Annotated in this window: 23 protein-coding genes, 1 riboswitch and 1 other annotated feature; of the genes, 6 read left to right on the top strand and 17 right to left on the bottom strand. The window is 55.5% G+C overall.

Going from position 1 to position 25,524, the window contains the following annotated elements; all coding sequences use genetic code 11:
• Positions 1-106: 106 nt before the first annotated feature.
• Entirely contained in the window at positions 107-2,521 is a 2,415-nt protein-coding gene (gene leuS / locus DZC51_RS15020; protein ID WP_157297291.1) for a leucine--tRNA ligase, read from the bottom strand.
• A gap of 47 nt (positions 2,522-2,568) precedes the next feature.
• Positions 2,569-2,783, bottom strand: a binding site (T-box leader).
• Positions 2,784-2,923: 140 nt separating this feature from the next.
• Here leuS and DZC51_RS15015 point away from each other — a divergent pair.
• Entirely contained in the window at positions 2,924-4,156 is a 1,233-nt protein-coding gene (locus tag DZC51_RS15015; RefSeq protein WP_157297289.1) for a CynX/NimT family MFS transporter, read from the top strand.
• A 34-nt stretch (positions 4,157-4,190) separates the two neighbouring features.
• On the opposite strand, the gene DZC51_RS15010 is transcribed toward DZC51_RS15015, so the two are convergent.
• The 6 genes from DZC51_RS15010 to DZC51_RS14985 all read right to left on the bottom strand — a co-directional run bounded on the left by DZC51_RS15010 (position 4,191) and on the right by DZC51_RS14985 (position 10,367).
• The gene (locus DZC51_RS15010; protein WP_157297287.1) at positions 4,191-5,399 is read right to left on the bottom strand and encodes a hypothetical protein; all 1,209 of its coding nucleotides are present in this window, start codon (positions 5,397-5,399) and stop codon (positions 4,191-4,193) included.
• Positions 5,396-6,565 (bottom strand): DUF58 domain-containing protein, encoded by a 1,170-nt coding sequence (locus tag DZC51_RS15005; RefSeq protein ID WP_157297285.1) that lies wholly within the window; start codon positions 6,563-6,565, stop codon positions 5,396-5,398. The genes DZC51_RS15010 and DZC51_RS15005 overlap by 4 nt, the downstream gene beginning before the upstream one ends.
• Before the next feature lie 85 nt (positions 6,566-6,650).
• Positions 6,651-7,571 carry an AAA family ATPase gene (locus DZC51_RS15000; protein ID WP_157297514.1) on the bottom strand — a complete coding sequence of 307 codons (921 nt, stop codon included), beginning with the start codon at positions 7,569-7,571 and terminating at the stop codon, positions 6,651-6,653.
• 84 nt (positions 7,572-7,655) lie between these two features.
• Positions 7,656-8,312, bottom strand: a complete 657-nt coding sequence (locus tag DZC51_RS14995; RefSeq protein WP_157297283.1) for a CoA transferase subunit B — start codon at positions 8,310-8,312, stop codon at positions 7,656-7,658.
• An 18-nt stretch (positions 8,313-8,330) separates the two neighbouring features.
• A complete protein-coding gene (locus tag DZC51_RS14990) occupies positions 8,331-9,017 on the bottom strand; it encodes a CoA transferase subunit A (protein ID WP_157297281.1) in 687 nt (228 codons plus the stop codon).
• 156 nt (positions 9,018-9,173) lie between these two features.
• Entirely contained in the window at positions 9,174-10,367 is a 1,194-nt protein-coding gene (locus DZC51_RS14985; RefSeq protein ID WP_157297279.1) for an MDR family MFS transporter, read from the bottom strand.
• Between the two features lie 169 nt (positions 10,368-10,536).
• On the opposite strand from DZC51_RS14985, the gene mnmM reads away from it, so the two are divergent.
• From mnmM to DZC51_RS14970, 3 genes are all read left to right on the top strand, one after another.
• Positions 10,537-11,124, top strand: coding sequence for a tRNA 5-(aminomethyl)-2-thiouridylate-methyltransferase MnmM (gene mnmM / locus DZC51_RS14980; protein ID WP_157297277.1), 588 nt, complete (start codon positions 10,537-10,539; stop codon positions 11,122-11,124).
• 74 nt (positions 11,125-11,198) lie between these two features.
• Entirely contained in the window at positions 11,199-12,278 is a 1,080-nt protein-coding gene (locus DZC51_RS14975; RefSeq protein WP_157297275.1) for a type III polyketide synthase, read from the top strand.
• A 12-nt stretch (positions 12,279-12,290) separates the two neighbouring features.
• Positions 12,291-12,836 (top strand): isoprenylcysteine carboxyl methyltransferase family protein, encoded by a 546-nt coding sequence (locus tag DZC51_RS14970; protein WP_157297273.1) that lies wholly within the window; start codon positions 12,291-12,293, stop codon positions 12,834-12,836.
• Positions 12,837-12,884: 48 nt separating this feature from the next.
• Here DZC51_RS14970 and hutG read toward each other — a convergent pair whose 3' ends face one another.
• From hutG to DZC51_RS14925, 9 genes are all read right to left on the bottom strand, one after another.
• Positions 12,885-13,826 carry a formimidoylglutamase gene (gene hutG / locus DZC51_RS14965; RefSeq protein ID WP_157297271.1) on the bottom strand — a complete coding sequence of 314 codons (942 nt, stop codon included), beginning with the start codon at positions 13,824-13,826 and terminating at the stop codon, positions 12,885-12,887.
• Between the two features lie 11 nt (positions 13,827-13,837).
• Positions 13,838-14,611, bottom strand: a complete 774-nt coding sequence (locus tag DZC51_RS14960; RefSeq protein ID WP_232524160.1) for a thermonuclease family protein — start codon at positions 14,609-14,611, stop codon at positions 13,838-13,840.
• Positions 14,612-14,716: 105 nt separating this feature from the next.
• Complete coding sequence (locus DZC51_RS14955) at positions 14,717-16,765, bottom strand: catalase (RefSeq protein WP_157297268.1); 2,049 nt, start codon at positions 16,763-16,765, stop codon at positions 14,717-14,719.
• A 78-nt stretch (positions 16,766-16,843) separates the two neighbouring features.
• Positions 16,844-17,200 carry a fluoride efflux transporter FluC gene (locus DZC51_RS14950; protein WP_157297266.1) on the bottom strand — a complete coding sequence of 119 codons (357 nt, stop codon included), beginning with the start codon at positions 17,198-17,200 and terminating at the stop codon, positions 16,844-16,846.
• Positions 17,197-17,562, bottom strand: a complete 366-nt coding sequence (locus tag DZC51_RS14945) for a fluoride efflux transporter FluC (RefSeq protein WP_157297264.1) — start codon at positions 17,560-17,562, stop codon at positions 17,197-17,199. The genes DZC51_RS14950 and DZC51_RS14945 overlap by 4 nt, the downstream gene beginning before the upstream one ends.
• 5 nt (positions 17,563-17,567) lie before the next feature.
• Complete coding sequence (locus DZC51_RS14940; RefSeq protein ID WP_232524159.1) at positions 17,568-19,742, bottom strand: ATP-dependent helicase; 2,175 nt, start codon at positions 19,740-19,742, stop codon at positions 17,568-17,570.
• Between the two features lie 61 nt (positions 19,743-19,803).
• A complete protein-coding gene (locus DZC51_RS14935) occupies positions 19,804-20,040 on the bottom strand; it encodes a hypothetical protein (RefSeq protein WP_157297262.1) in 237 nt (78 codons plus the stop codon).
• 72 nt (positions 20,041-20,112) lie between these two features.
• A complete protein-coding gene (locus DZC51_RS14930) occupies positions 20,113-20,547 on the bottom strand; it encodes a hypothetical protein (RefSeq protein ID WP_157297261.1) in 435 nt (144 codons plus the stop codon).
• A gap of 175 nt (positions 20,548-20,722) precedes the next feature.
• The gene (locus tag DZC51_RS14925) at positions 20,723-21,514 is read right to left on the bottom strand and encodes an alpha/beta hydrolase (protein WP_157297259.1); all 792 of its coding nucleotides are present in this window, start codon (positions 21,512-21,514) and stop codon (positions 20,723-20,725) included.
• A gap of 121 nt (positions 21,515-21,635) precedes the next feature.
• On the opposite strand from DZC51_RS14925, the gene DZC51_RS14920 reads away from it, so the two are divergent.
• Complete coding sequence (locus DZC51_RS14920; protein ID WP_157297258.1) at positions 21,636-22,148, top strand: gamma carbonic anhydrase; 513 nt, start codon at positions 21,636-21,638, stop codon at positions 22,146-22,148.
• Positions 22,149-22,221: 73 nt separating this feature from the next.
• Here DZC51_RS14920 and metK read toward each other — a convergent pair whose 3' ends face one another.
• Positions 22,222-23,418 carry a methionine adenosyltransferase gene (metK, locus tag DZC51_RS14915; RefSeq protein WP_157297256.1) on the bottom strand — a complete coding sequence of 399 codons (1,197 nt, stop codon included), beginning with the start codon at positions 23,416-23,418 and terminating at the stop codon, positions 22,222-22,224.
• Positions 23,419-23,604: 186 nt separating this feature from the next.
• Positions 23,605-23,722: riboswitch (SAM riboswitch) on the bottom strand.
• A 203-nt stretch (positions 23,723-23,925) separates the two neighbouring features.
• Here metK and pckA point away from each other — a divergent pair.
• Entirely contained in the window at positions 23,926-25,509 is a 1,584-nt protein-coding gene (gene pckA, locus DZC51_RS14910; RefSeq protein ID WP_157297254.1) for a phosphoenolpyruvate carboxykinase (ATP), read from the top strand.
• Positions 25,510-25,524: the final 15 nt, after the last annotated feature.

The raw sequence follows: 25,524 nt of genomic DNA, 5'->3' as shown, positions 1-25,524 counted from the left end.
TTTCTATGCGCGCTTACCTGCTTCCTATGCGCGCTCACCTCATTAAGATGCCATGCCAACAAAAGAACCCGGAGCCATTCCGCTCCGGGTTCTCTTCATGTACAACTTATTTCGCAACAATGTTCACAAGGCGGCCAGGGATGGCAATGACTTTCTTGATGTCCTTTCCTTCCGTGAGCTCTTTGACACGCGGTTCCGCAAGTGCGGCCGCTTCGAGGTCTTCCTTCGTGACATCTGCCGGAACGACGACTTTCGAGCGGACTTTGCCGTTGATCTGGACGGCGATTTCCACTTCATCGTCGACGAGTTTCGACTCGTCATAAGTCGGCCAGGATTCATACTTGATCGAGTCATTGTGGCCGAGGACGCGCCATAGCTCTTCCGTGATGAACGGGCAGATCGGCGACAGCAGCTTGACGAAGCCTTCCGCGTATTCCTTCGGAAGCTTGTCGGCCTTGTACGCTTCATTGATGAACACCATCATCTGAGAAATGGCCGTGTTGTTGTGCATGTTCTCAAGATCCTCGGTCACTTTCTTGACCGTCTGGTTGTAGACCTTTTCGAGTGCACCGTCATTTTCTTCGGTGATCTTCGATGCTAGCGTACCGTCCGATTCTGTGAACAGGCGCCATACCCGTTCGAGGAATTTGCGGGAGCCGTCGAGCCCGTTTGTCGACCAGGCTTTTGATGCATCAAGCGGCCCCATGAACATTTCATACAGGCGGAGGGCATCGGCGCCGTGGCTTTCGACGATATCATCAGGGTTGACGACATTCCCCTTCGACTTCGACATCTTCTCGTTGCCCTCACCGAGGATCATGCCCTGGTTAAAGAGCTTCTGGAACGGCTCCTTCGTCTTGACCACACCGATATCGTAAAGCACCTTATGCCAGAACCGTGCATACAAGAGATGGAGCACGGCATGCTCAGCGCCGCCGACGTAGATGTCGACCGGAAGCCAGCGTTCCGCCAGTTCAGGATCTACCAGCTGCTCGGAGTTGTGCGGGTCGATGTAGCGGATGTAGTACCAGCAGCTGCCGGCCCACTGTGGCATCGTGTTCGTTTCGCGGCGGCCCTTCATGCCGGTCTTCGGATCCGTGACATTCACCCACTCCTCGATATTGGCAAGCGGTGATTCGCCGGTGCCGCTCGGGCGGATGTTGTCCGTTTTCGGAAGCATGAGCGGGAGCTCTTCTTCCGGAACGGTCGTCATGGAACCGTCTTCCCAATGGATGACCGGAATCGGCTCTCCCCAGTAGCGCTGGCGGGAGAACAGCCAGTCACGCAGGCGGTATGTGATCTTCCTCTCGCCCTTGCCGTTTTCCTCGAGCCACTCGATCGCCTTCGTGATCCCCTCTTCTTTGCCGAGGCCGTTCAGGAACCCGGAGTTCACATGTTCCCCGTCGCCGGTATAGGCTTCTTCCTCGATGTTACCGCCGGCCACGACCTCTACGATCGGGAGGTTGAATTCCTTGGCAAACTCGTAGTCGCGCTCGTCATGAGCCGGAACAGCCATGATGGCCCCTGTACCGTATGAAGCGAGGACATAGTCCGCGATCCAGATCGGCATTTTTTCGCCGCTGACCGGGTTGATGGCGTATGCGCCTGTGAAGACGCCGGTCTTTTCTTTGGCAAGATCCGTCCGTTCAAGGTCGCTCTTTGTCTTGATCTTATCAAGATAGCCTTCCACCGCTGCCCGCTGCCCGTCAGTCGTGATCTGGCCCACGAGCTTGTGTTCAGGTGCAAGGACGGCATACGTCGCGCCGAAAAGCGTGTCCGGGCGTGTTGTGAATGCCTCGAAAGACAAATCGGTCCCGTCGATCGGGAACGTGATCTGGGCGCCTTCCGAGCGGCCGATCCAGTTGCGTTGCATCTCTTTGAGGCTGTCCGGCCAGTCGAGGTCGTCTAGGTCCTCCAGGAGCCGGTCGGCGTATTCCGTGATCTTCAGCACCCACTGGCGCATCGGGCGCCGCTCAACCGGGTGGCCGCCGCGTTCCGAAACGCCATCGATGACTTCCTCGTTGGCTAGTACCGTCCCGAGTGCCGGGCACCAGTTGACCGGCACTTCATCGACATAAGCGAGTCCTTTTTTATAGAGCTGGATGAAGATCCATTGTGTCCACTTGTAGTATTCCGGGTCGGTCGTATTGATTTCGCGGTCCCAGTCATAGGAAAAGCCGAGCTCCTGCATCTGGCGCTTGAACGTCGCAATGTTTTTCGCGGTGAATTCAGCCGGGTCATTTCCCGTGTCGAGCGCATACTGCTCAGCCGGCAGGCCGAATGCGTCCCAGCCCATCGGGTGCAGCACATTATATCCCTGCATCCGCTTGAATCCGCTCAGAATATCAGTCGCGATGTAGCCGAGCGGATGACCGACGTGCAGGCCGGCGCCTGATGGATAAGGGAACATATCCAGCGCGTAGAATTTCGGTTTTTCCGGCTCATCGACCGTTTTAAATGTTTTATTTTCTTCCCAGAACTTCCGCCACTTGCTGTCAATCTCTCGATGATTGTAACTCATGCCTTTTGTCTCCCTCCTGAAATGAAAAAACTCCCGTCCCCAAAAAAGTCAGGGACGAGAGTCGATTCTCCCGCGGTGCCACCCACATTGACGGCAAGCCGTCCAGCTCATCCTTAACGCGGAAAACGGCACCGCCCGGCAACCTGTGTGCCGGTGATGCAGACTCTGGGGTGAGTTCGGCAGACCGATCCTGCCGGCTCTCAGCAACCGCCGGCTCTCTGGAAGGATCGGGCCGCCTACTATTCCCCTTCGACGCCCTTGAGTATTGCCATCATTGTACCCGAAAGCCATGTTGTGCCGCAAGTGCCTGGAGCCGTTTACTATATGGATGCCGGGTGGTACGATAATGTGCAATGGGCAGTTTTGCCAAAATCTTCACTAAACAGTCGGGAGGCGCTTAGCTTGAACGGAAACATTCCGTCGTACCGCTCGAAAAAACTGGATCTCAAACCTGCTACGCTCCTCCTTCTCCTGGGCGTCATATTTATCGCCTTCAGTCTCCGCTCCCCTCTGACATCGGTCGGTCCCGTTATTTCAAGAGTCATGGAGGACCTCTCGATTTCAGGTACGGTCGCCGGATTCCTGACCACGATTCCGCTCTTGGCGTTTGCAGCCATTTCACCCGTCGTGCCGAAGATCGCGGACAGGATCGGCATGGCGAGGAGCCTTTTCATCGCCCTTCTCCTTCTGACCATCGGTATTATCATCCGTTCTTCCGGCGGAATCGGGTTTCTGATTTTCGGCACTTTCCTTCTCGGAGTGGCCATTGCATTCGGCAATGTCCTGCTGCCCGGTTTCGTTAAGATGAATTTCCCCATGCAGGTCGGGCTGATGACCGGTATCTACACCGTCTCCATGAACCTGTTCGCCGGATTGGCTGCCGGCGTCAGTGCACCGCTCGCCTCTACAACATCCCTTGGCTGGAGATTGTCGCTCGGTGTGTGGGCCATGCTTGCAATAATTGCAGCCATTGTCTGGCTGCCTCAAGTGGCCAAGCGGCCGGTGCTTGATGCTTCCGGTCCTGCCAAAGGACCTGCCCTGCGGCCATTGTGGAAGTCACCGCTTGCATGGGGCGTCACCTTTTTTATGGGGCTTCAATCGGTCATGTTCTTCACCACAGCCGCATGGGTGCCGGAAGTTCTGACGGGCCGCGGGATGGATGCGGAACGGGCGGGCTGGATGTTCTCCCTCGTCCAGTTCTCCCAGATTCCGTTCACGTTCATGATCCCGATCATCGCCGGGCGGATGAAGGACCAGCGGCTTCTTGTCATCCTGATCACGGTCATTTATCTGATCGGCTACGGTGGGCTGTTCTCCGGAAACATGACTGCCGCCCCGCTCTGGATGATCCTGATGGGGATATCCGGAGGTGCCTCATTCGGCCTTGCGATGATGTTATTCACACTTAGGACGAATACGCCATCCGAGGCCGCCTCGCTTTCCGGGATGGCCCAGTCGATCGGCTACCTGCTTGCGGCAGCCGGCCCCGTCTTGTTTGGTGCTTTCCATGACCTGTCCGGAAACTGGAAAGCATCCCTCTGGATGTTCATTGTGACGATCGTCCTCCTCTGCCTGGCCGGACTGAAAGCAGGCCGGGATGAGAAAACCGTTCCGGTTTCCCCTGAACTGCCTTAAACTAGCAATGCCCCGCCATCGCGGGGCATTGCTTTTATTTGCCATTCTTTCCTGTGCTCTCCTCACTCGCCGGAGGACGGATGGACCGGACGATGCGGCGGAACAATTCCGCTTCTTCAGTTCCGATCTCTTCTTCCGCATAGCGGACTCTGGCATACAAACGGTCTAACAGCATGCGGTTTTCCGGATCCAGGCCTAACCGACCCAGCCATACCGGGAAGGACTCTTCAGGATTCCGGCCGAACCCTGCCCGCCTCATCCGCCGCTCGAGCCGGAATACCTCCCTCCGGACCAGGTTTCGCCGGATTTCTGCGGTCCGGCTATTGCCTGATGTCTGCATCGCGTCCATTGGAAAATCAGAAAATCCTTCAGCTGTCCCGAAAACCGGCTGATTATGTTCCTTCATGTAGCGGCTCCTGAAAATACTGATCAGTACGGCAGCCCCCAGCAGCAGCAGGACAGCGAACAATACCGCCGGCCCCCACTGGATCCCTTCCGCTGCCTCCATAATCGGCATTTCCTCTCCGGCTCCCCCCTCGCCCGATTTATCTTCCAACTCGTCCTCCTGAGAAAGTCTAAGGAAAAACCGCTCCAGCGGTCCCCAGACCGGTCCGGTAATCCCGGTGAGGAAATTATAAAATACATTCCCCAGCGACTTCCCGGCCAGCCCGCTTGCCCAGGCGATAAGCGGCTTGATAAATATCAGCAAAGCTGTCATGCCGAGCAGGCCTGCAGAAAGCTGAAGAAAAGCCCTGTCCTGTTCCTTCCTCCTGAACGGTTGACGGTAAAGGACCCTTGCATTGCGCAGCAGCACAGCGGATGCAAACTGGAAGACAAGCAGAGTATAAACGATATGCCCTGCTTTCCCCGGGAGGATCATCATAAATACGCCTAACGTATATGCGATGGATATGAGGACTGCCAGCCACTCTTTACCGCCGGACTCCCGCTCCGAAAGTGACTTGATGCGCCACCCGATCCATGTGCCCAGAACCGCGGAATGGACAAGCGGAAGTCCGGTTGCCCAGGCTACGAAAAGAGCAAGCCCTGCGGACGCCGTCATGCCGGCATTGCCGGACACCAGACAGGCGGCCCCATATCCGGCCATGATGGCGAGCAAGTGAGGCAGGACCGGCGGCAAGCTTCCGTTCACCACGTATGGCGGTGCTGCAAGCACATAGATGACACTCACTTCCAACAGCAGAGTTGCCAGTTTGACGGCCTCTGATTTCCGGTCCTTCATCCAGCATCCTCCCCCATGTCCGCAGAAACCTGTATGACTGTAACGCCTCTTTTCTTGAGCAGCGCGGCCAGTCCTGAGAACTCTCCACCCTGCTTCCCGAAATGAAACAGGACATGGCCCCGCATGGCATTTACGGCAATCGACCGGTACATTCCTGCCGGCGGGCTGACCGGAGAATTAGCGGGAAGCCTGGCAAGCCGGTTCAGCACCCCTGACAGCTGAGCACGGCCATGGTCCGGCGGGATATGGAGATGACCGTCCCTTGCCGCAGTGCGCATGTTCAGCCTGACTTCAAACTCGATTCCTCTTTTCTCGGCAGCCATGGCGGCATGGGCGATCTGGCTGAAGACCTTTTCCGCCAGAACATGATCCGCCGCCCCGGGCCGGCTGCCTCGGAGATCTGCGACCAAAATCCATCTCTGGAGGACCACCCGGTCAAAATCCTTTGTCCGCAGCCCCCCTGTCCTCGCCGTCTCTTTCCAAGCAATCGATGAAAACGGGTCACCGGCGGCATATTCCCTGGTGCCCCGGGGCCTGGTCCGTTCCTCAAAAAGCGATATGGGTGCGGGAGTCACACCGGGAAACTGCCCGGCAAGGCGGGAAGGCAGCTTGAACCCGGATATTCCGGGATAAACGATGACTGCTTTCTGCAGATAGCCCTGGTATGTCAGGCGAATCCGGAACACCCCAAGCAGGTCACCGATATGAAGCGTGAGCACGGAGGCTCTTGCAAGGCCACGCTTCTTTGCGGCAAAACGGATGTGATGCCTGACACTTCCTTTTCCGGGAAGGAAAAAAGAGGGGAAAAGGATTCCGGGTATTTTTCCCGCCTGGATCTCCGTGGCACCGTCATGATCAAGGACGGAAACTTCCCAGCGGACGTTCCAGACGGCCAGCTTTCCCACATTGATAAAATCAAATGTCAGTTCACCTTCCTCACCGGGAAACAGCCGGACGAATTCGTGCCCGTTCCTGAGCCGGATGTTTCTTGCCGCCTTCTGCACATACACCACATTAAGCCCATACAAAACCAACATCAGAACGGCAAGGACTCCGAGCGATACGTTTTTCCCCAGAATGGCTAGCAACCCGATGACCGATGAAATCGAAACATAGGCGAGACTCCCTTTTTTCGTGATCAACTCGTGATGGAACTCGTGATTCAACGGTCTCTCCCCCCGGAAGGCCGGGCACCGGATTCCGGAACGGGAACCGCTTGTGCCAATATTGCACTCAAAAATGCACCGGTCATCATTGCGGCGGTACCTCCTCCACCGGTACCTCTATCCTGTCCAGCAGTTCTTCCATGGTCTCATCGGCTGTCTTTCTCATCGATGCCTCTACAGACAGCACGATGCGGTGGGCAAGCACGGGGACCGCAAGCGCGCGTACGTCATCCGGTACGGCATAGTTCCGGCCCCTGAGGAATGCCCGTGCCTGCACTGCCCTCATGAGAGCGATTGTCCCTCTCGGGCTCGCTCCTGTTTCGATATCCATGTGCTCCCGCGTTGACCGGACCACTGCGAGCAGATAGTTTTCCACTGCTTCATTGACTGCAACCTGCAGGGCCTGTTTCCGGATTTCCAGTATATTCCCGACTGTCGTTTTCCGCTCTGCCACTGCCGGCCTGCCGTGCATATAGGTGCGGATCATCGCCCGCTCTCCTTCTTCCGAAGGATAGCCCGGCCGAATTCTCATGAGGAACCGGTCCATTTGAGCTTCCGGCAGATCGAACGTTCCCTGTGCGGACTCAATCGGGTTCTGTGTCGCGATGACGAAGAACAGTTCCGGAAGCCGGTGTGTTTCCCCGTCGACGGTCGCCTGTCCCTCTTCCATGGCCTCAAGAAGGCTTGACTGGGTCCGGGGGGTCGCCCGGTTGATCTCATCGGCCAGCAGAATGTTTGTCATGACTGGCCCATCCCGATATTCGAACTCCTGTGTTTTCATATTAAAGAACCGGATGCCGGTGACATCACCCGGAAGGACATCCGGCGTGAACTGGATCCGGCTGAATTCGGCATCAATGACCGCGGCCATCGTCTTGGCGAGCAAGGTTTTCCCGGTGCCCGGCACATCTTCAAGCAACACATGTCCCCCTGCCACAAGTGCGGTCAGCATCAGCTCCGTCTCTTGTTCCTTCTCGAACAGCAGCTGACCGACAGTCTGCTTCATATCTTCCAGCAACTTGATGTCATGCACGAGTTTTCCACCCCTTTCGAAGACAAAAGCCGGAAAAGTCTCCTTTTCCGGCTTCTTTTATGCTTTTTGGTTTACTTCGCTGATGTCGAGCTCCGCTTCGGTGGAGGCGAGGATGTCGTCGACCGTGAAGCCTTCAAACACTTCCTTCAGCTTGAGTCCCTCCGTTGTCACCTCGATCACACACCTCTCGGTGATGATCATATCGACGACTCCTTTGCCGGTAAGCGGCAGCGAGCATTCTTTCTTGATCTTCGCGGAACCGTCCTTGGCGGCGTGCTCCATGATCACGATGATTTTCTTGGCGCCGTGAACCAGGTCCATCGCGCCGCCCATCCCTTTGATCATCTTTCCGGGAATCATCCAGTTTGCGAGGTCCCCATTTTCCGAAACTTCCATGCCGCCGAGGATGGCGACGTCGACGTGCCCTCCGCGGATCATTGCGAACGACTCCGCGCTGTCGAAGTAAGCCGCTCCATCAATCGCGGTCACGGTTTCCTTCCCGGCGTTGATAAGATCCGGGTCTACTTTGTCTTTTTCCGGGTACGGACCGATTCCGAGCAGTCCGTTCTCAGACTGGAGAATGACCGTCTTATTGTCGGATATATAGTTCGCCACGAGCGTCGGCATGCCGATGCCGAGGTTGACGTAGTCCCCGTCGTGGATCTCCTTTTCGGCGCGTCGTGCAATGCGCTCCCTCATCAGTGCTTTATCCATCTCGTTCTCCCCTTTCCGTCAGCGGGTTGTGAGCCGCTCGATGCGTTTTTCCTGCTCTGCCTGGATCAGCCGCTGCACATAGATGCTAGGCGTATGGACCGTTGCCGGATCCAGTTCACCCGCATCCACGATTTCTTCCGCTTCGGCGATCGTCACTTGGCCGGCCGCAGCCATCATCGGGTTGAAGTTTTGGGCGGTCTTGTTGTAGATCAGGTTTCCGAGTTTATCCGCCTTGGCTGCCCGCACAAGTGCGAAATCCGCCGTCAGCGCTTCTTCAAGAACATATTCTTTTCCGTTGAAGGTCCTGGTCTCTTTGCCTTCCGCGATCGGCGTACCGACTCCCGCAGGTGTGAAGAAAGCAGGGATGCCTGCTCCGCCTGCACGGATCTTTTCTGCAAGCGTCCCTTGTGGCGTCAGTTCAACTTCGAGCTCGCCGCTGAGCACCTGGCGCTCGAACTCCTTGTTTTCGCCCACGTAAGAGCCGATCATCTTCTTGATCTGCCGGTTATTCAGCAGCAGGCCGAGACCCCAATCATCGATTCCGCAGTTGTTGGAAATGACAGTCAGGTCCTTGACGCCGCTGTCAGCAAGCGCAAGGATCAGCTGTTCCGGAATCCCGACCAGGCCGAAGCCGCCGACCATGAGCGTGGATCCGTCCTTGATATCCGCGACAGCCTCGGCCGCCCGGTTATAGATCTGTTTCATAAAATCCCCCTCCGGTCCTCTTTAAATGAAAGCGTTGCTAATTTCATTTAATCAGAACACTGCTAATGTTGCAATGGAATCGGAACTTTTCGGTCGGAACCCTACCATGCGAACATCAAAAAGCCCGGCAGCAGCAGGCTGACGGGCTGAGATAATTTATGGCCGATGCGTGACCGACTGTCTGGCCGCTTCCCTTTTCAGGGGAATATCATAGAAAAGACTCGTCAGGATGGCGAAGCTGAGGATGGCGGTCAGGATGATGAGCATGACATGCGTTCCGTACAGATCGACCAGGACGCCGCCGACGACCGGCCCGACCATGCGGCCTCCCGTCGAGACACTATTCACAATTCCCTGGTAAAAGCCTTCGCGTCCCGGCGGTGCCAGTGAGTTGGCGATCGTCGGGATGACCGGCCAGACAAACATCTCTCCAAAAGTGAGGATGACCATGGATGTCACGAACATGGCAAATGACTCTGCGAAGCCCACGACGACAAAAGATGCGGTGAAAATGATGATGCCGATCAGCATCTGGACTTTCAGCCTGTCCTCGAAACGCTTGATGATCGGACGGATCAGCGGCTGGCCGAGAACGATGAGTGCACCATTGATTGTCCAGAGCAGGCTGTACTCACCGAGCGAAATGCCGATGTCGATGGCATGGGTCGACAGCGTGGTCGTCCACTGCGAATACACCAGCCATGTCAGGAAGAACCCGGACAGCATGATCGTCAGGGAGTAGAGCGGCGCCTTTTCGCGGATCGTCCGCTTTTCCTTGATGACCGAAGTGTGTGTCGCAGGATCAATCTTGAAGCCTCTGTAGGCAATAGCCGCAATCAGAAGGAAAAGAACATACATCACGGTGTTGGCGACAAAGATGTATTCGATATTATAGGAAGCGACAAGTCCCGCCAGTGCCGGACCGATCGCGACGCCTGCGTTGTTTGCAAGGTAGATCGAATTAAATGCTTTCCGCCCGCCCTCTGGCCAGGCGGTGCCGACCATGGCATACATACTCGGGAAGACAATGCCTCCCCCGAAACCAAGCAATGCGAGAAGCCAGACATAATGCGGCCAGTCGTGATAAAAGACGAGGCCTACCAGTGCAACAAGCGAGATCAGAATACCGGACAGCACGGAACGATACCCGCCGATACGGTCAAAAAGAAAGCCGCCGAGCATATTTCCGACGATGCCCGTTGCGGAGTTGGCCATGAGGACAAGCCCCGCGACGGACAGCGACTTCCCGAGATGGTCGTGCAGATAGATGGTGTTGAGCGGCCAGATAAACGAGTTGCCGACAGTGTTGACGAACATTCCGATGACGAGCAGCCAGACGCTTCTTGGCATGTCCCCACCTCCTGTTATTTCAATTTCATCTCAATGATTGTATTCCCGACAAAGCGGTATTTCAATACGGACGCCCTATGTCCGAACATTGTCAATCTATTGCGCAATGGAGCCCTGCCTTCTGCGGTGATACGATAGAGGAACCAGACATTGGAGGAGAGATGATTTTATGGAACTCGGACGCACACTCGCGCATGCGAGGAAACTGATGGAACGGACTATCCGGCCCGGAGAGACAGCCGTGGATGCAACTGCGGGAAACGGCCATGACACTTTGTTTCTGGCAGAACTGGCCGGTCCTGAGGGACGTGTTCTTGCATTTGATATCCAGCAGGATGCACTCGATTCGACACGGGTCCGCCTCGGGAATCTGGCGGACCGCGCAGAACTGATCCTGGACAGCCATGACCGGGTGTCGGACTATGTCGAAGGCCCGGTCGGCGGCGCGATGTTCAATCTCGGGTTTCTTCCGAATGCAGGAGACCGCACGGTGATCACCCGTCCGGAAACGACGGTCAGGGCGGTCCACGTCCTTCTCGGACTGCTGAAAAAAGGCGGCCTGATCACGGTTTGTGTGTACGACGGCCACGAAGGCGGCGACCGGGAGCGCGACGCGCTTCTTTCCTACGCCCGCCGGCTGCGGGAAGCAGAAGTCGACGTGGCCCGGTATGAGCTGATCAATCAGAAAGGCCATCCCCCGTTTCTTGTCGCTTTCGAGAAGAAAAAGGAATTCACTGAACCCACTTTGATGGACTGATAGACCGCATCCCTGCCGCATATCTTGGGAGGACAAGGGTATAGAGATGGAAGATGAATCGAGGAGGAAACGGAATGCCTGTCATTGAATCGATCTATACACTCACTCCCGACCATGAAATCGGCCAGAGTGATGCAGCCGGCCTGACCAAACAGCTGTTCAGCGGAAAGTTCAGGGATACGGAACGGCTCCTGCGGGTTTTTGACAACGGCGACATCGACACCCGCTATATTGCCATGCCGCTTGACTGGTATGGGAAATCCCACCCGTTCGGGGAGCGCAACAATCTGTACATCGAACACGCCATACACCTGGGTTCCGAGGCGATTACAGGCTGCCTGCAAAATCGCGAACTGCTCGGGGAGCCTATCAGTTATGAAGAGATCGATGCGATCTTCTACATATCGAGCAGCGGCATCTCGACACCAAGCATCGAAGCACGCATCATGAACCATCTTCCTTTCCGGGATGACGTCAAGCGGATTCCTGTCTGGGGGCTCGGCTGTGCGGGAGGAGCCTCCGGGATGAGCCGGGCATTCGACTACTGCCTCGCCCACCCGGATCACCGCGTGCTGGTGCTATGCGTGGAATTATGCAGCCTCACCTTCCAGGCGGAAGATTATACGAAAAGCAATCTGGTCGGTGCCTCCCTCTTCGCAGACGGAGTGGCCTGTGCGGTTGTGGCCGGAGACAAAGTGGCCCACCGCTCACAAGGGACTGTCCCGTCCATCCGCTCCACGCTGTCAAAACTGATGCCGGATTCCGAAGACGTCATGGGCTGGGACGTGGATGACACGGGCCTCCACGTGATCTTTTCAAAAAGCATTCCATCCGTCATCACCGAATGGCTCGGTCCGTTTGTCCATGAATTCCTCGGGAATCAGGGGGTCTCACAGTCTGATATCCGGCATTTCGTGGCACATCCCGGGGGTAAAAAGGTGCTGCTGGCTTATGAGGAAGCACTCGGATTTGAGCCCGGCATGACCGAAGTCTCCAGGCAGGTGCTCCGGAAATATGGCAACATGTCTTCCCCGACGGTGCTGTTCGTGCTGGAGCAGTTTATGAAGAAGCAGCAGGCAGCCGGCGAAAAAGGGCTTATGGCAGCCCTCGGACCGGGATTTTCGGGAGAACTGCTTCTTCTGGAATGGCAGTAAGGAGGCCGCATGATGCTTTTTTGGATTCTGATCGGGCTGGTCATCATTCAGCGCCTTGTCGAACTCCGAGTTGCGAAGCGCAATGAACAGAAATTGAAAAGCCGCGGGGCATTCGAGGCAGGCGCCTCCCATTATCCGTATATGGTCGCCATGCATTCAGGGTTCTTCATCTTCCTGCTTGCGGAAGTTCTCCTGACAGACCGTCCCTTGTCCACCCTCTGGCCGGTGCTTCTTGCCGTATTCCTCGCCATGCAAGTAATGCGGGTCTGGTGCCTCGCATCTCTCGGAGAATTCTGGAACACGAAGATCATCATCCTGCCGGGTGCCAATGTGGTGAAGCGCGGACCATACAAGTGGCTCCGCCACCCGAACTATGTCATCGTCACCACCGAACTTCTCGTCTTGCCGCTCATCTTCCAGGCCTATCTTACAGCCGTGATTTTCATGGCCCTGAACGCCTGGATGCTGTCCGTCCGGATCCCTGCGGAAGAACGGGCTCTACGGGATGTGACCGATTATAACGAACGGTTCGGCCCGGGAAGCGGCCGGACATCCTGAATAAAGAAACCGGACCGGAAAACGTCAATGTTTTCCGGTCCGGTCATTTTACATTTCGGGTGCCCTGCCAAGGAACGAAAGGATCGCTTCATTCGTCAATGCCGCCGCGAGGCGTACTGTCCTGCCCCCCTCATCCACATCAGGGTTAACTTCAGAGATATCGAAAGACCGGACAGCCGGGTGAGAGCAGGAGGCGCGGATGATTGCCCTGACGGATGCGGGTTCCAGGCCAAACGGTGAAGGTGCACTGACACCAGGTGCCGCTGCCATGTCCAGCACATCCATGCAAAGTGTCACGATGACCGCATCATACTGGCCGAGAAAGGACTGGATTCTTCTGGACAGCTGGGCGGGATCCGACTGCCGGACCGTTTCCTCCGGCAGATAGTCCACATCAAACTCGCCGGCCGCTTCAAACAGGGAACGCGAATTACCAAAGCGCTGGATGCCGATGACGAAATAACCGGCATTCTGGTCTTCCTCCAGAATCTGCCGGAACATCGTGCCGGATGAGGACTCCACGTCAAAAGGGCGCAGATCAAAATGCGCATCAATGTTCAGGATGCCGATGCTTGCCTCAGACCCCAGATGAAGTCTCAATCCTAAGTAATGGCCGTAAAGGGTTTCGTGTCCCCCGCCAAGAATAACGGTGTGAGATCCTTGGCCATAGGCCTCCGACACCTTTTCGGCCAGCTCGTCCTGCGCCTCTTCCAGCCGATTATCCTGGCATGATACATTACCGTAATCACACAGTGCAGCCTCTTTTCCGTGCCAGGGCATCTTGGCCAACGCCGCACGAATCGCATCCGGCGCCTTGGCCGCTCCGGCCCGTCCGTTATTCCTGCGGACCCCTTCATCACAACAGAAGCCGATCAGTGCGATGTCAGCTTTTTCCGCGAAATCAGGCCCGGTCACGATCTGATGATACTTGAACCTATTTTTGTCAGCAGTTGACTCGACTGTTCCTTTCCATATATCCTCCAGTTCCATATCCGTCCCTCCTATGAAGCTTCACATGCCATGCCGTCACGGTCTCCATCGAGCTGTTCTGAATAAGCCGGATGACCCTTCTTCACGCCTTTCGGATGAACCGCACGCAGTTCTTTGCAATTGGCGAACGGACCTGCATGTTCCGTCTTTTGCCCGCCTTTTTCGGTCTGTTCCGCTTTCTCCGCATCAAACCCCCGATCGGTCGCATAGTCCTCGATCGACCAGATTCCGATTCCCTTATCCTTTGCCCTCTTTTCCGCCTGTTCAAAACGTTCGAGATGCCGGGTGCTCGGCGGATAGACATATCCGACCCTTGCGAGCCCTTCCTCCAACAGCTTTTCCTGCACGCTTTCCCCGTTTATATAGACGTATGCAAGCAGGCGGCCGTACTTGTCGGTGCGCTGTCCGATATCAAACTCGATGGCGACCGCGCCGTCCGCGAGAAGCTCCCGGTTCCGTTCCTTCGCCTGATCACCGAACGGCTGTTTCCCGAGACGGGGATGATTCGTCTCGGGCGTATCAATGAGCAAATACCTGACATTCTGTTCCTTTCCGCGGTACCGGATTTTGATCGTGTCTCCATCAATCGTCCTGACAAGTTCTACCGGAATCAGCCCCTCTGCAGGAGCATCTGCCGGAATCTGTTGGCCAGTCTCCATCGAGCTATCCTGTCCGCCTTCACCGGAAAAATCTTCCGCTATAAAATATATGATCGCAATCAGCAGAAGGGCAGCAACTGCCCCCGCCGGACTATACCACATGCTCTTCGTTTTTCTCCTTACCATCGTGCAACTCTCCCTCCGGACTATATTGTATCGGCTGGCTCAGTCGCCGACAACGGGAAACGCGGCACCCTGCTCGGTGCCGCGCTGCACTGCATATGTCCGGATTTAAAACTTCCGTTCGTAATGTTTATATCGGGCGAAGGATTCTACCAGAGCTTTACCGAAATCTCCACGGGCTCCTGCCATGATGACACCCGGCCCTTCCTGGGCCATCGACTGGGCGAACAGCTCCTTGCCTCCTTCGGTGACCCCGACGGTCTTGTAGTGCTTGAATGTGTCATTGATAAACTCTGAAGCATTCATCTTGAACTTCATCGCGTTTTCGCCTGTACCGCCTGCGATGATGAGGCCATCATAAAGCACGGCATTTGTCGTTGTGAATGTCTGATTCGCCTCGGCCTTGTAGCCGTCCTGCCCTTTGATGGTGCCTTGGCGTTCACTGATAAAGTCAGCGGTGATGCCCGCTTCCTTCAGCTTGTCCAGCACGTCACCGAGGCCGTTGCCGTCAAAGCCTTCACCCACTATGATGCCCGCACGGCGGGTCTGCGGTTTTCTGACAGTGTCCGCCATGCTGACTGCAGGGGACTTTTTATCATACTGTACATGGTTCCCCTTAGGCGGATTGGCGTTGATATTCTTTGCAACGGCCATGGCCATATCCCGGTCTACATTGGCGAACATATCGATCACCTGCTGGCGGACGTTTTGATTTTTCACTTTTCCGATCTCGAAGCTGAATGCCTCGATGATGTGCATCTTCTCAAAGTCGGCCAGGCTGTTCCAGAACATCCGCGCCTGCGAGAAGTGGTCCTTGAACGAGTCGCTCCGTGCACGGACCTTTCTGCCCTCCACTTTCTCCTGATAGTGGACGTAGCCGCCCTCTTCTTCCGAAGCAGGCGAAGGAGTGTTATCCGCAAGTGAGTTTTTATGGTAGGAAACATTTCCGACATTGATCGTCTGGCGGCCATAGCCGTCCCTCTGATTGTTGTGGAACGGACAGACAGGACGGTTGATCGGAAGCTCGTGGAAATTCGGCCCTCCCAATCGGATCAGCTGTGTATCCGTGTAGGAGAATAGGCGCGCCTGCAGAAGCGGGTCATTCGAGAAATCGATGCCCGGTACGACATGGCCCGGGTGGAACGCCGCCTGTTCCGTCTCCGCAAAGAAGTTATCGACATTGCGGTTGAGCGTCATCTTGCCGATGATCTTGACCGGAATCTCCTCTTCCGGCCAGAACTTTGTCGCATCGAGTATATCGAAGTCAAAGTTGAATTCGTCTTTTTCTTCGATCATCTGGACGCCGAGCTCCCATTCCGGGTAATTGCCCATTTCGATGTTCGTCCATAACTCGCGGCGGTTAAAGTCAGGGTCGTTCCCGGTCACTTTCTGTGCTTCATCCCATTCAAAGGAGTGGACCCCGAGCACCGGTTTCCAGTGGAACCGGACAAAGCGTGCCTCGCCCTTCGCATTGACGAAGCGGAAGGTGTTGATGCTGAACCCTTCCATCATGCTGTAACTTCTCGGGAGCGCACGCGGGCTCATCAGCCACATGACCTGGTTCGCCGTTTCCTGGTTGTTTGCGACAAAGTCCCAGAACGTATCATGGGCCCCGGTTGCCTGCGGAATCTCATTATGCGGTTCCGGCTTGATTGCGTGAACCAGATCAGGGAATTTAATGCCGTCCTGGATAAAGAAGATCGGCATGTTATTGCCTACCAGGTCATAGTTTCCTTCATCGGTATAGAATTTCACGGCAAAGCCCCGGACATCACGTGGGATATCGGTTGAACCCCGCTGGCCCACCACCGTTGAAATCCGCGCAAAAACCGGAGTTTTCTTCCCCTTCTCGGAGAGGAATGCCGCCTTCGTATAGTCTTCCATCGACTCGTATGCCTCGAACTCGCCATGCATGCCGAAGCCCCTGGCATGCACGACTCGCTCAGGAATCCGCTCATGGTCGAAGTGGGTCATCTTCTCCCGGAAGTGGAAATCCTCCATGAGTGTGGGCCCGCGGTCACCCGCAGTTAGGGAATGCTCATCCTCCGCCATTTTCAAGCCCTGGTTCGTCGTGAGTTTCTTGTTCCGGTCGTCAGTCCTGAAATGGTCAAGTTGGAGATCCTTGCTGGTCCGCTTTCCTTGTTGTCGTTTATCCATTATGATCCTCCTTATCTGGGATGCTCTGTTTCACTCTTCCCCTGGAGAAAATAGATAAACTGGATGGAATTTTACAATTCAGGAACCTACATATATATAGGGGACCATATAAAAAACAATGCCGCAGATGATGGTCGAAACGGCATACAGGACGGAAGCCGCCCGTCTCCCCTGCTGCCACATCAACAGGATTTCGGAGATCCATGTTGAAAAGGTGGTGAGGGCCCCCATTAAGCCGGAGATGACAAAAGCTTGTGCAGGACTGCCGGCAACCAGCCCGGAAAACACACCCGCAAGAAAAGCACCGGCCATATTGACGGCGAACGTCCCGGCCGGAAATCCTCCCTCACGGTTGAGCTTCCCACTCACCAAGTACCGGATGACCGCTCCGATCATCCCGCCGGCAGCGACAGACAGCCAATAGAAGATGGTCATGGCTTCACTCTGCCCTTCCCGAACCTTTGCCCTGCAAGACCCGACAGCAGACCTCCGCCCACCGACAACAGGCCATAAATGAAAGCAGTCCCCCACTGTTCGTCAGCCATCATTCCCGACAGTTCCGCGCTGAGTGCAGAGAATGTCGTGAATGAGCCGAGAAAGCCGGTCTGGACCGCAGCCTTCCAAGGCGAACGGAACGGTGCGGCCGCAATGAGTGCGCACAAAAGGAAAGCGCCCGACAGATTCACGAGAAGTGTCGGATAGGGAATGCCTCCGGTATGCGGGATTACATGTGAGATCGCCGTTCTTGAGACGGCACCCGCCATGCCGGCCAGCCCGACTGCCATCCATTCCTTCATGCGGCTCAGCCCCTTTCCTCAAGCAGTCCTCTGCTGATGCACATGCCAAGGTCCAGCTCTTTTTCCTGCTTTGCGAATCTGATGAGGACCCGGTCCTCCCGGATTTGCTCCACCTCGCCGTTGCCAAACACTTTATGCCTTACCTGCATTCCCGGGACAAGCGACCCACTGTCAGAAATCGTATCGGGGCCATGAATCACCGCTGTCCGCTTACGGACAGATTTCCTGGGAATCTCCGGTATTTCGCCCACCGGCCGTCCGATCGCCAGAAGTCCCCTGACTTCACTTATGAAACGGGACTCCGTCAGGTCTTTGCCGTTGTCCGTGGAATAATTGAGCAGTTCAAGCCGTTCTTTGGCCCTTGTCATCCCGACGTAAAACAGTCTCCTCGATTCTTCCATCATGTCCGGATCCTTCAGATCCTCAGAAGCCGGGATGGTGCCTTCGTTCAGGTCGACCATGAAAACCTGTTTGAACTCAAGCCCTTTCGCGCTGTGGAAAGTCGAAAGCGTAACCGCGCCTTCCTGGGGCGTCCGTTTGGCTTGCGACACGGCCTCTTTCAGTTCTGCGAGCTTTTCCGCAAATGCAGTCATCGACCGGAGCGGCGCCGCGATGACAGTGAGCGTATCCAGCATGCCGGTCAGTGTATCGATACGGTAGCCGAATTTTTCCGAGCGGCTTTTCAGCGAAGCCCCGTACCCCAGATTCTCCCGTACCGTCCGGATGATATCTGCTGGTCGCCGGTCTTTAAGTCCGTCGTAGATCGACCGGTAGGCGGTCAGTTTTCGGCGCTGGTCATCGTTCAGATTAGCGTGCGAGCGTGCAAAAGCGTCGAAGACATTCCCTTCAGGACCACTCCTGACGAATGTCTCGACTGCGGCGCGGCTGATGAACAGATCCATTTTGAGCGCTACCCTGGCGAACAGATCTTTTCTTTCCGGCAGATAAGCCAGCCTCATGAAGTTAAGGAGATCTTCGACGACCCAATGATCGAAAAACCGGTCGTCGGCATCTTTCATATAAAAAGGGATTCCCCGGCGGTGCAATTCGGAGACAAATGCCGTCGAAGAGGAGTTATTGCGGAAGAGAACTGCTGCCTCTCCCGGATTTTCCATCGCCAGCAGTTCGTAGATGACATAGCGCACCTGCTCGTCGCGGTCATGGAACCTCTTCAGATTCACAGGGCCGGCACTGCCGTTTACCGGCACCATCCCTTTCTCGTACCGCTCTTTGTTCCTCTTGATGAAACCGGCGGCCGTCTGCACGATTTCCTCGGATGACCGGTAATTGGTCTCCATCATGAGAATCTCTGCGTGCGGATAGTGGTTCCTGAAATCCATGAGGTATTGCGGATCCGCTCCGCGCCATGTATAGATTGACTGATCGTCATCAGCGACGGCGCAGAGATTTACATGACGGCGGACCAGGTGCTCCACGATCCGATGCTGGGCAAGCGATGTATCCTGGCTTTCATCGGTGATCATATAATCGAAACGGTCCTGCATCCGCATGCATAGGTCGGGGTCTGTGCGAAGCGCTTCTTCGGCAATCGTCAGCATATCGTCAAAATCAAGCAGCGTTAGCCTTCGGCGGCTCCGCTTGAGCGCCTCATACTTCAGGAGAATCTCTCCCGCCCTCTCGACCGGCCCCTTAAGTCCGGTCCATTCTTCCTGGGGAATGAGCCTGTTTTTCACGAAACTGGCGAATGTCCCGATCGATTTCAGTTCATCTTCCGTGGGATCTTCCCCGGTGACCTCGCGGAAACTCCTTTTCAGAAGGACCGGCTTTGGCGGAACCTGTTCCGTCTTTCCTTCGATCAGCGCCCATTCAATTCCCATATGGTCGAGGTGGCGGCGGACGATATCCAATGCCAGACTGTGGATCGTGGAAAATGCCGGCGGCTGCAGCCCGGGGAAGAGTTTTGTAAATCGGTCGCGCATATCGGCTGCGGCGGCCTTGCTGAACGTGATCGGTTTGATTCGTGTCGGGGGGATTCCCTTTTCCGCAATCATGTAGCCGATCCGCATGATCATCGTCGTCGTCTTTCCCGAGCCCGGGCATGCCAGCACGAGCAGCGGACCGTCCGTCTTCAGGACAACCTGCTTCTGCACGTCATTCAGCGATACACCCGTCTCCGTACGCTTGCGCTCGAAAAAGTCCATTGCATCCATTCCTTCCATTGTTCGCATCCATTCATTCTAATCAAAAAAAGAAGGGCCGCGCAATGCCGCGGCCCTTTCTTTATTCACCGGTTTCAAGTTTATCCCGTTCATCAAATCCGCCGTCACCGTCCGTATATTCCGTAGCGGCCACCTGGTCCGTCTTCCGTCCCTTGTCGGAGTAAGCGCTGCCGGGCTGGCCCGTCACGGTGCCACCGGACTTCCTGGAGATGAATTCCTGCTGTTCTTGGCTTTTGTTCATCGCTTCCGCAGAGGACTTGGCCATCTGCTCTGGGGTTCTGCTGTTGTGTTCAGTCACGGGAGTCCCTCCTTGGATCTTGATCGGTCTGCCCTTACTATACCCACCGATCCCCGCTCTTAACCCGGGCGCTCACTCAGCCTCAATGATGAAAAAGTAGCTGACGTCTCCCTCGGGCCACTGTGCAAATATTGTATAGCCGTATCGCCCCGGCTTATCCGGAACCCTGAAAAGCCCCGGGGTTTTTTCGGCATCCGTATGACCATCCGGCTGAATGCTAATCCTTGCCGATTGAGGCGTAGTCGAAAATACGAGTTCCGCTTCAGCCCCTGCCCGAGCGGAAATGATGCCGGAGAATGGTTCATAGTCAAACGGATTGCCGGAGGCGTCCGCACATGTGGACGTTCCTCCCTCTGTCCAGCAGTAGCTGCCATGTGCTGCCGTGTGATCTTCTCCCTCAAGCCCGACGGTCAGTTCCGGAAGGTCCTGCTCCGGCGGGCCTGCCGATTCCGTACCGCATGCCGAAAGAAAAAGAATTGCCAGCAGTGCCATCATGATCTTGCTCATGCCTCATCCACTCCTTGCCGGAACAGACGGGAAGACGTTCGGGAAAGTTACACGGGGAAAGGCGGAATCCAGTCCCAATGCAGCAGGATTACCCGCCACAAAAACAAGGATGGCCGTGATCCCCTCGCAGACCCCCGGGTCATCGCTTCTTTCAAGCCCCATCCCCCTCATACAGTCAGGCCACGTAGCCGAGCGAGCGGAGAACTCCTCTGATGAACGATTCGGTGTATAAGAACACTTCCTCCTGCTCCGGTTCGCGGAAAATATCATGACGGGCATTTTTCCAATACTTGTACTGAAATTCGTCCCGTCCTTTCATCGTCAGCCAGGCGTGCATCGCATCCTGGTCTGCCAGTTCATCATGCCCTGCGGCATGGAGAAGGACCGGAGGCGATCCGGGTTTCGGTACAGATTCGCTGATTTCCTTGACGTATGAGTTCAGTTCGCGGAACCACGCGGCAGTCGCGACCGAATGATAAAGGTTTTCCGAATCGGCCATGCCGGGATCCGGGTTTTGCGTCAGCATCTCTTCATTAACCTGGTGGTTAAACTTGAGACCGCCGGCGATTTTCCCGAGCCCTGATAGCGGCCCTTTCATTCTGGGCGGCAAATGCTTCAGACGGAACCATGGCGAAGTGAGGATCAGCCCTGCACATGCCAGGCTGTCATTCCTGGACATATCCGCAGCCAGGACCCCGCCAAGACCGTGGCCCAGGACAAACAGCGGGAGATTCTCCGCCATGCCTGTTCGGATCAGTTCCTTTGCATATCTGCGATATTCATGAAATCCTTCATCGTGAACTTCCGCGCCACGTTTACCATGGCCCGGGAGATCTCCGGCAATGACATGCATGCCTGCAGTCCTGAACCGTTCGATCAGCCAGGCATGTCGTCCGTGATGTTCATAGGCACTGTGCAATAGGACGACGACAGCCGTCGCCTTTCCGTCCGCTTCCCATTTCCACATGGCGGCTCCCCCTTTCCGGATCTTGCCCTTTCGTTTCTTTTTCCCGCTTCCGGAACATCGGAAACGGGTTTTGTAGTACGATTATGATACTACAAGTTTCGATGGAAGAGAGGTTTTTCCGATGATTTATCCGTTCAACGGCCTCGAGCCGAAGATTGACGAGTCCGTTTTCCTTGCTGACCACGTGACAGTGACCGGTGATGTCGAAATCGGACCGGACTCGTCCGTTTGGTTTAATACAGTGATCCGCGGCGATGTGAACGCCACACGCATCGGAAGGAAAGTGAATATCCAGGACCTGTGCATGCTTCACCAGAGCCCGGCCTTTCCGCTCATCATCGAAGATGAAGTGACGGTCGGCCACAATGTCATTCTCCACAGCTGCACCATCCGGAAAAACGCACTGATCGGGATGGGATCGATCATCCTGGACGGCGCCGAAATCGGTGAAGGCGCATTTGTCGGCGCAGGTTCCCTCGTCCCACAAGGCAAGAAGATCCCGCCCGGGACTTTGGCTTTCGGCTCTCCGGCCAAGGTCGTCCGGGAGTTGAATGACGATGATATCCGGGATATGGAACGCATTGTCCGGGAATACGCCGAGAAAGGCCAGTATTACAAAAGCCTGCAAAAGTGAGCTGCTTCAAACAGATAAAAATAAGGGAATCCGCATCTATTTGCGGATTCCCTTTATTTTTTCGGCTGCCGGATTACCTGGCAGCTTTGTCTTTCAGTTCGTCGGCCTTATCGGTGCGCTCCCAAGGGAGTTCGATATCGGTGCGTCCGAAGTGGCCGTACGCTGCAGTCTGCTGATAGATCGGACGGCGAAGGTCCAGCATCTTAATGATGCCGGCCGGTCGAAGATCAAACAGTTCCCGCACCCACTCTACGAGATCGGCTTCGTCTGCCTTGCCCGTGCCGAATGTATCGATCGCAATCGAGACCGGCTGGGCAACACCGATCGCATAGGCAAGCTGGACTTCACACTTGGAAGCGAGTCCGGCTGCGACGATGTTCTTTGCAACATAGCGGGCTGCATAAGCTGCGGAACGGTCGACCTTCGTCGGATCCTTGCCCGAGAACGCGCCGCCACCGTGACGTGCGTAACCGCCATAGGTATCGACGATGATCTTGCGGCCGGTGAGTCCGGCATCCCCTTGGGGACCTCCGATTACAAAGCGGCCCGTCGGGTTGATGAAGAACTTAGTCTCTGCATCAATCAGTTCAGCAGGCACGACGGCATCGATGACCTGCTCCCGGATATCCTTCTGGATCTGCTCAAGCGTGATTTCAGGATGATGCTGTGTGGAGATGACGATTGTATCCACACGTACAGGCTTGCTGTTTTCATCATATTCAACAGTAACCTGGGTCTTGCCGTCAGGTCGGAGATACGGAAGGATCTCTTCCTTGCGTACTGCGGTCAGGCGGCGGGACAGCCGGTGTGCCAGGCTGATCGGAAGAGGCATCAGTTCAGGCGTTTCGTCGCAGGCGAAGCCGAACATCAGCCCCTGGTCTCCCGCCCCGATCGATTCCAGCTGGTCATCGGTCATCGTACCTTCGCGGGACTCAAGCGCTTCATTGACACCTGCAGCGATATCCGGTGATTGTTCGTCAATCGCCGTCAGAACGGCAGTGGTCTCGCTGTCAAAGCCGTATTTGGCGCGTGTATAGCCGACTTCTTTAATCGTGTCACGGACGACTTTTGGAATATCCACATAAGTGGTGGTCGTGATTTCGCCGGCAACTAGGACAAGGCCGGTCGTCACAGTCGTTTCGCATGCCACGCGGGCATTCGGATCGTCTTTGATGATGGCATCCAGGATGGCATCTGATATCTGGTCGCAGATTTTATCCGGGTGGCCTTCGGTGACCGACTCGGATGTGAACAGGCGACGGTTGGTCATTGGTTTTCCTCCTCCGCTCCGGCGGATGCCGGAAAGTGTTACGGTACTCGTTCCCCTGTCAAGTCCGTTCCCCGCGGGGTTGAACTCCAAGCCGTTTTGGGCTTACTGAGGTTGTGGTCAATCCATTTAAAAAGGGCCTTCCGCTCACATTCATGAGGAAAGGCCCGGATTCGCTGACACCTTTCACTCTTATCGTCCAAGGCAGACGCCTTGCTTCAGGTTGGCACCTTCTCGGCCTCCATAAGGAGAACGGCAGGTTGCCGGGTTTCATAGGGCCTGTCCCTCCACCAGCTCGGGATAAGAGTATCCGTACAATTTTTCATAGTAATGAATTGCGCACTTTATGTCAAATACTAAATGATGAATTTCAGTGCATCATGACGATTTTTGGCCGTTTTCACGGAAACGGCGAATTAGTATAGACTAATAAACAAAATGTGTTATACTAATTCACATCATAATCAAACCGCTTCCGGGCGGGATTACAAGACAAGGGTGGTACAGATGATGATGTCTTCTAAACTGAGCGATAAACTGAATGATCTTCTGGCAGGAGGTTCGATCCGCACTCAGCTTTCCGTCGAGGAACTGACGCAGATCGCTGTTGAACGCGGCGAAGCTGTGCTGACGGACAAAGGCGCGGTCCGCGCTACGACCGGAAAATATACGGGCCGCTCTCCTAAAGACCGCTTCATCGTGGAAGAGTCTCCTTCCAAAGAAGACATCGATTGGGGCAGTGTGAACAAGCCGGTCCAGCCGGAAGTGTTCGAAAAGCTCTATACCAAAGTGCTCGATCACCTCGGCGCTAAAAATGAACTTTATGTGTTCAACGGCTTCGCGGGTGCCGACCCTGCTTCCCGCCTTCACATCCGTACGGTTAACGAGTTCGCCTGGCACAACCTGTTCGGCCAGCAGCTGTTCATCCGCCCTACGGAAGATGAACTCAAAAATCATGAGCCGCAATTCACGATCGTTTCCGCGCCGACCTTCAAGGCTGACCCTGCAGTCGACGGAACCAACTCAGAGGCTTTCGTCATGATCTCGATCGAGCGCGGAATCATCCTCATCGGCGGCACTGAATACGCGGGTGAGATGAAGAAATCCGTCTTCTCCATCATGAACTACCTGCTGCCCAAGCAGGACATCCTGTCTATGCACTGCTCGGCCAACGTCGGTGAAGAAGGCGACGTTGCGCTCTTCTTCGGACTTTCCGGGACAGGCAAGACAACTCTGTCCGCAGATCCGAACCGGAGCCTGATCGGCGATGATGAACATGGCTGGTCGGAAGATGGTGTCTTCAACATCGAGGGCGGCTGCTACGCAAAAACCATCAATCTCTCCGAAGAGAAGGAGCCCCAGATCTTCGGAGCCATCCGTGAAGGATCGGTTCTTGAGAACGTCGTGCTTGATGAGGAAGGCAAGCCGGACTACGATGACGGCTCCCTCACCGAAAACACACGTGCGGCCTATCCGCTCGAGTATATCGACGGAAGTGTCATCCCATCGGTAGCCGGCCATCCGAAAACGATCCTCTTCCTGACAGCGGATGCTTTCGGCGTGTTGCCCCCTATCTCGAAGCTGACGAAGGAACAGGCCATGTACCACTTCCTGAGCGGATTCACATCCAAGCTTGCGGGCACGGAGCGCGGCATCACTTCTCCTCAGATGACGTTCTCGACTTGCTTCGGCTCTCCGTTCCTGCCGCTCCATGCGACAGTCTACGCGGAAATGCTAGGCAAGAAGATCGATGAACATGACGTCAATGTCTTCCTCGTCAATACAGGATGGACCGGCGGTGAATACGGTGTCGGCCAGCGCATGAAGCTCAGCTACACGCGTGCCATGGTCCGTGCCGCGATCGAAGGAAAGCTCGATGATGTAGAAATGGAAAAAGGCTCTGTGTTCGGCCTGAACATGCCGCTTGAAATCGAAGGCGTTCCTTCCGAGGTTCTCAATCCACGCAATGCATGGGCGGACAAGGAAGCATACGATGCGAAAGCAAAAGAACTCACAGCGGCTTTCCGGGAAAACTTCAAGAAATTCGGTTCGGTCTCCAAGGAGTTTGAAGAAAAAGGCGGTCCGATCCTCTGATCGGCCAAATAGAGG

Origin of the sequence: Bhargavaea sp. CC-171006 (assembly GCF_009761675.1) — a bacterium.
Classification (GTDB): domain Bacteria; phylum Bacillota; class Bacilli; order Bacillales_A; family Planococcaceae; genus Bhargavaea; species Bhargavaea changchunensis.
Note: the sequence above shows the minus strand (reverse complement) of the source record. Positions and strands in the feature narration are given on the sequence as shown.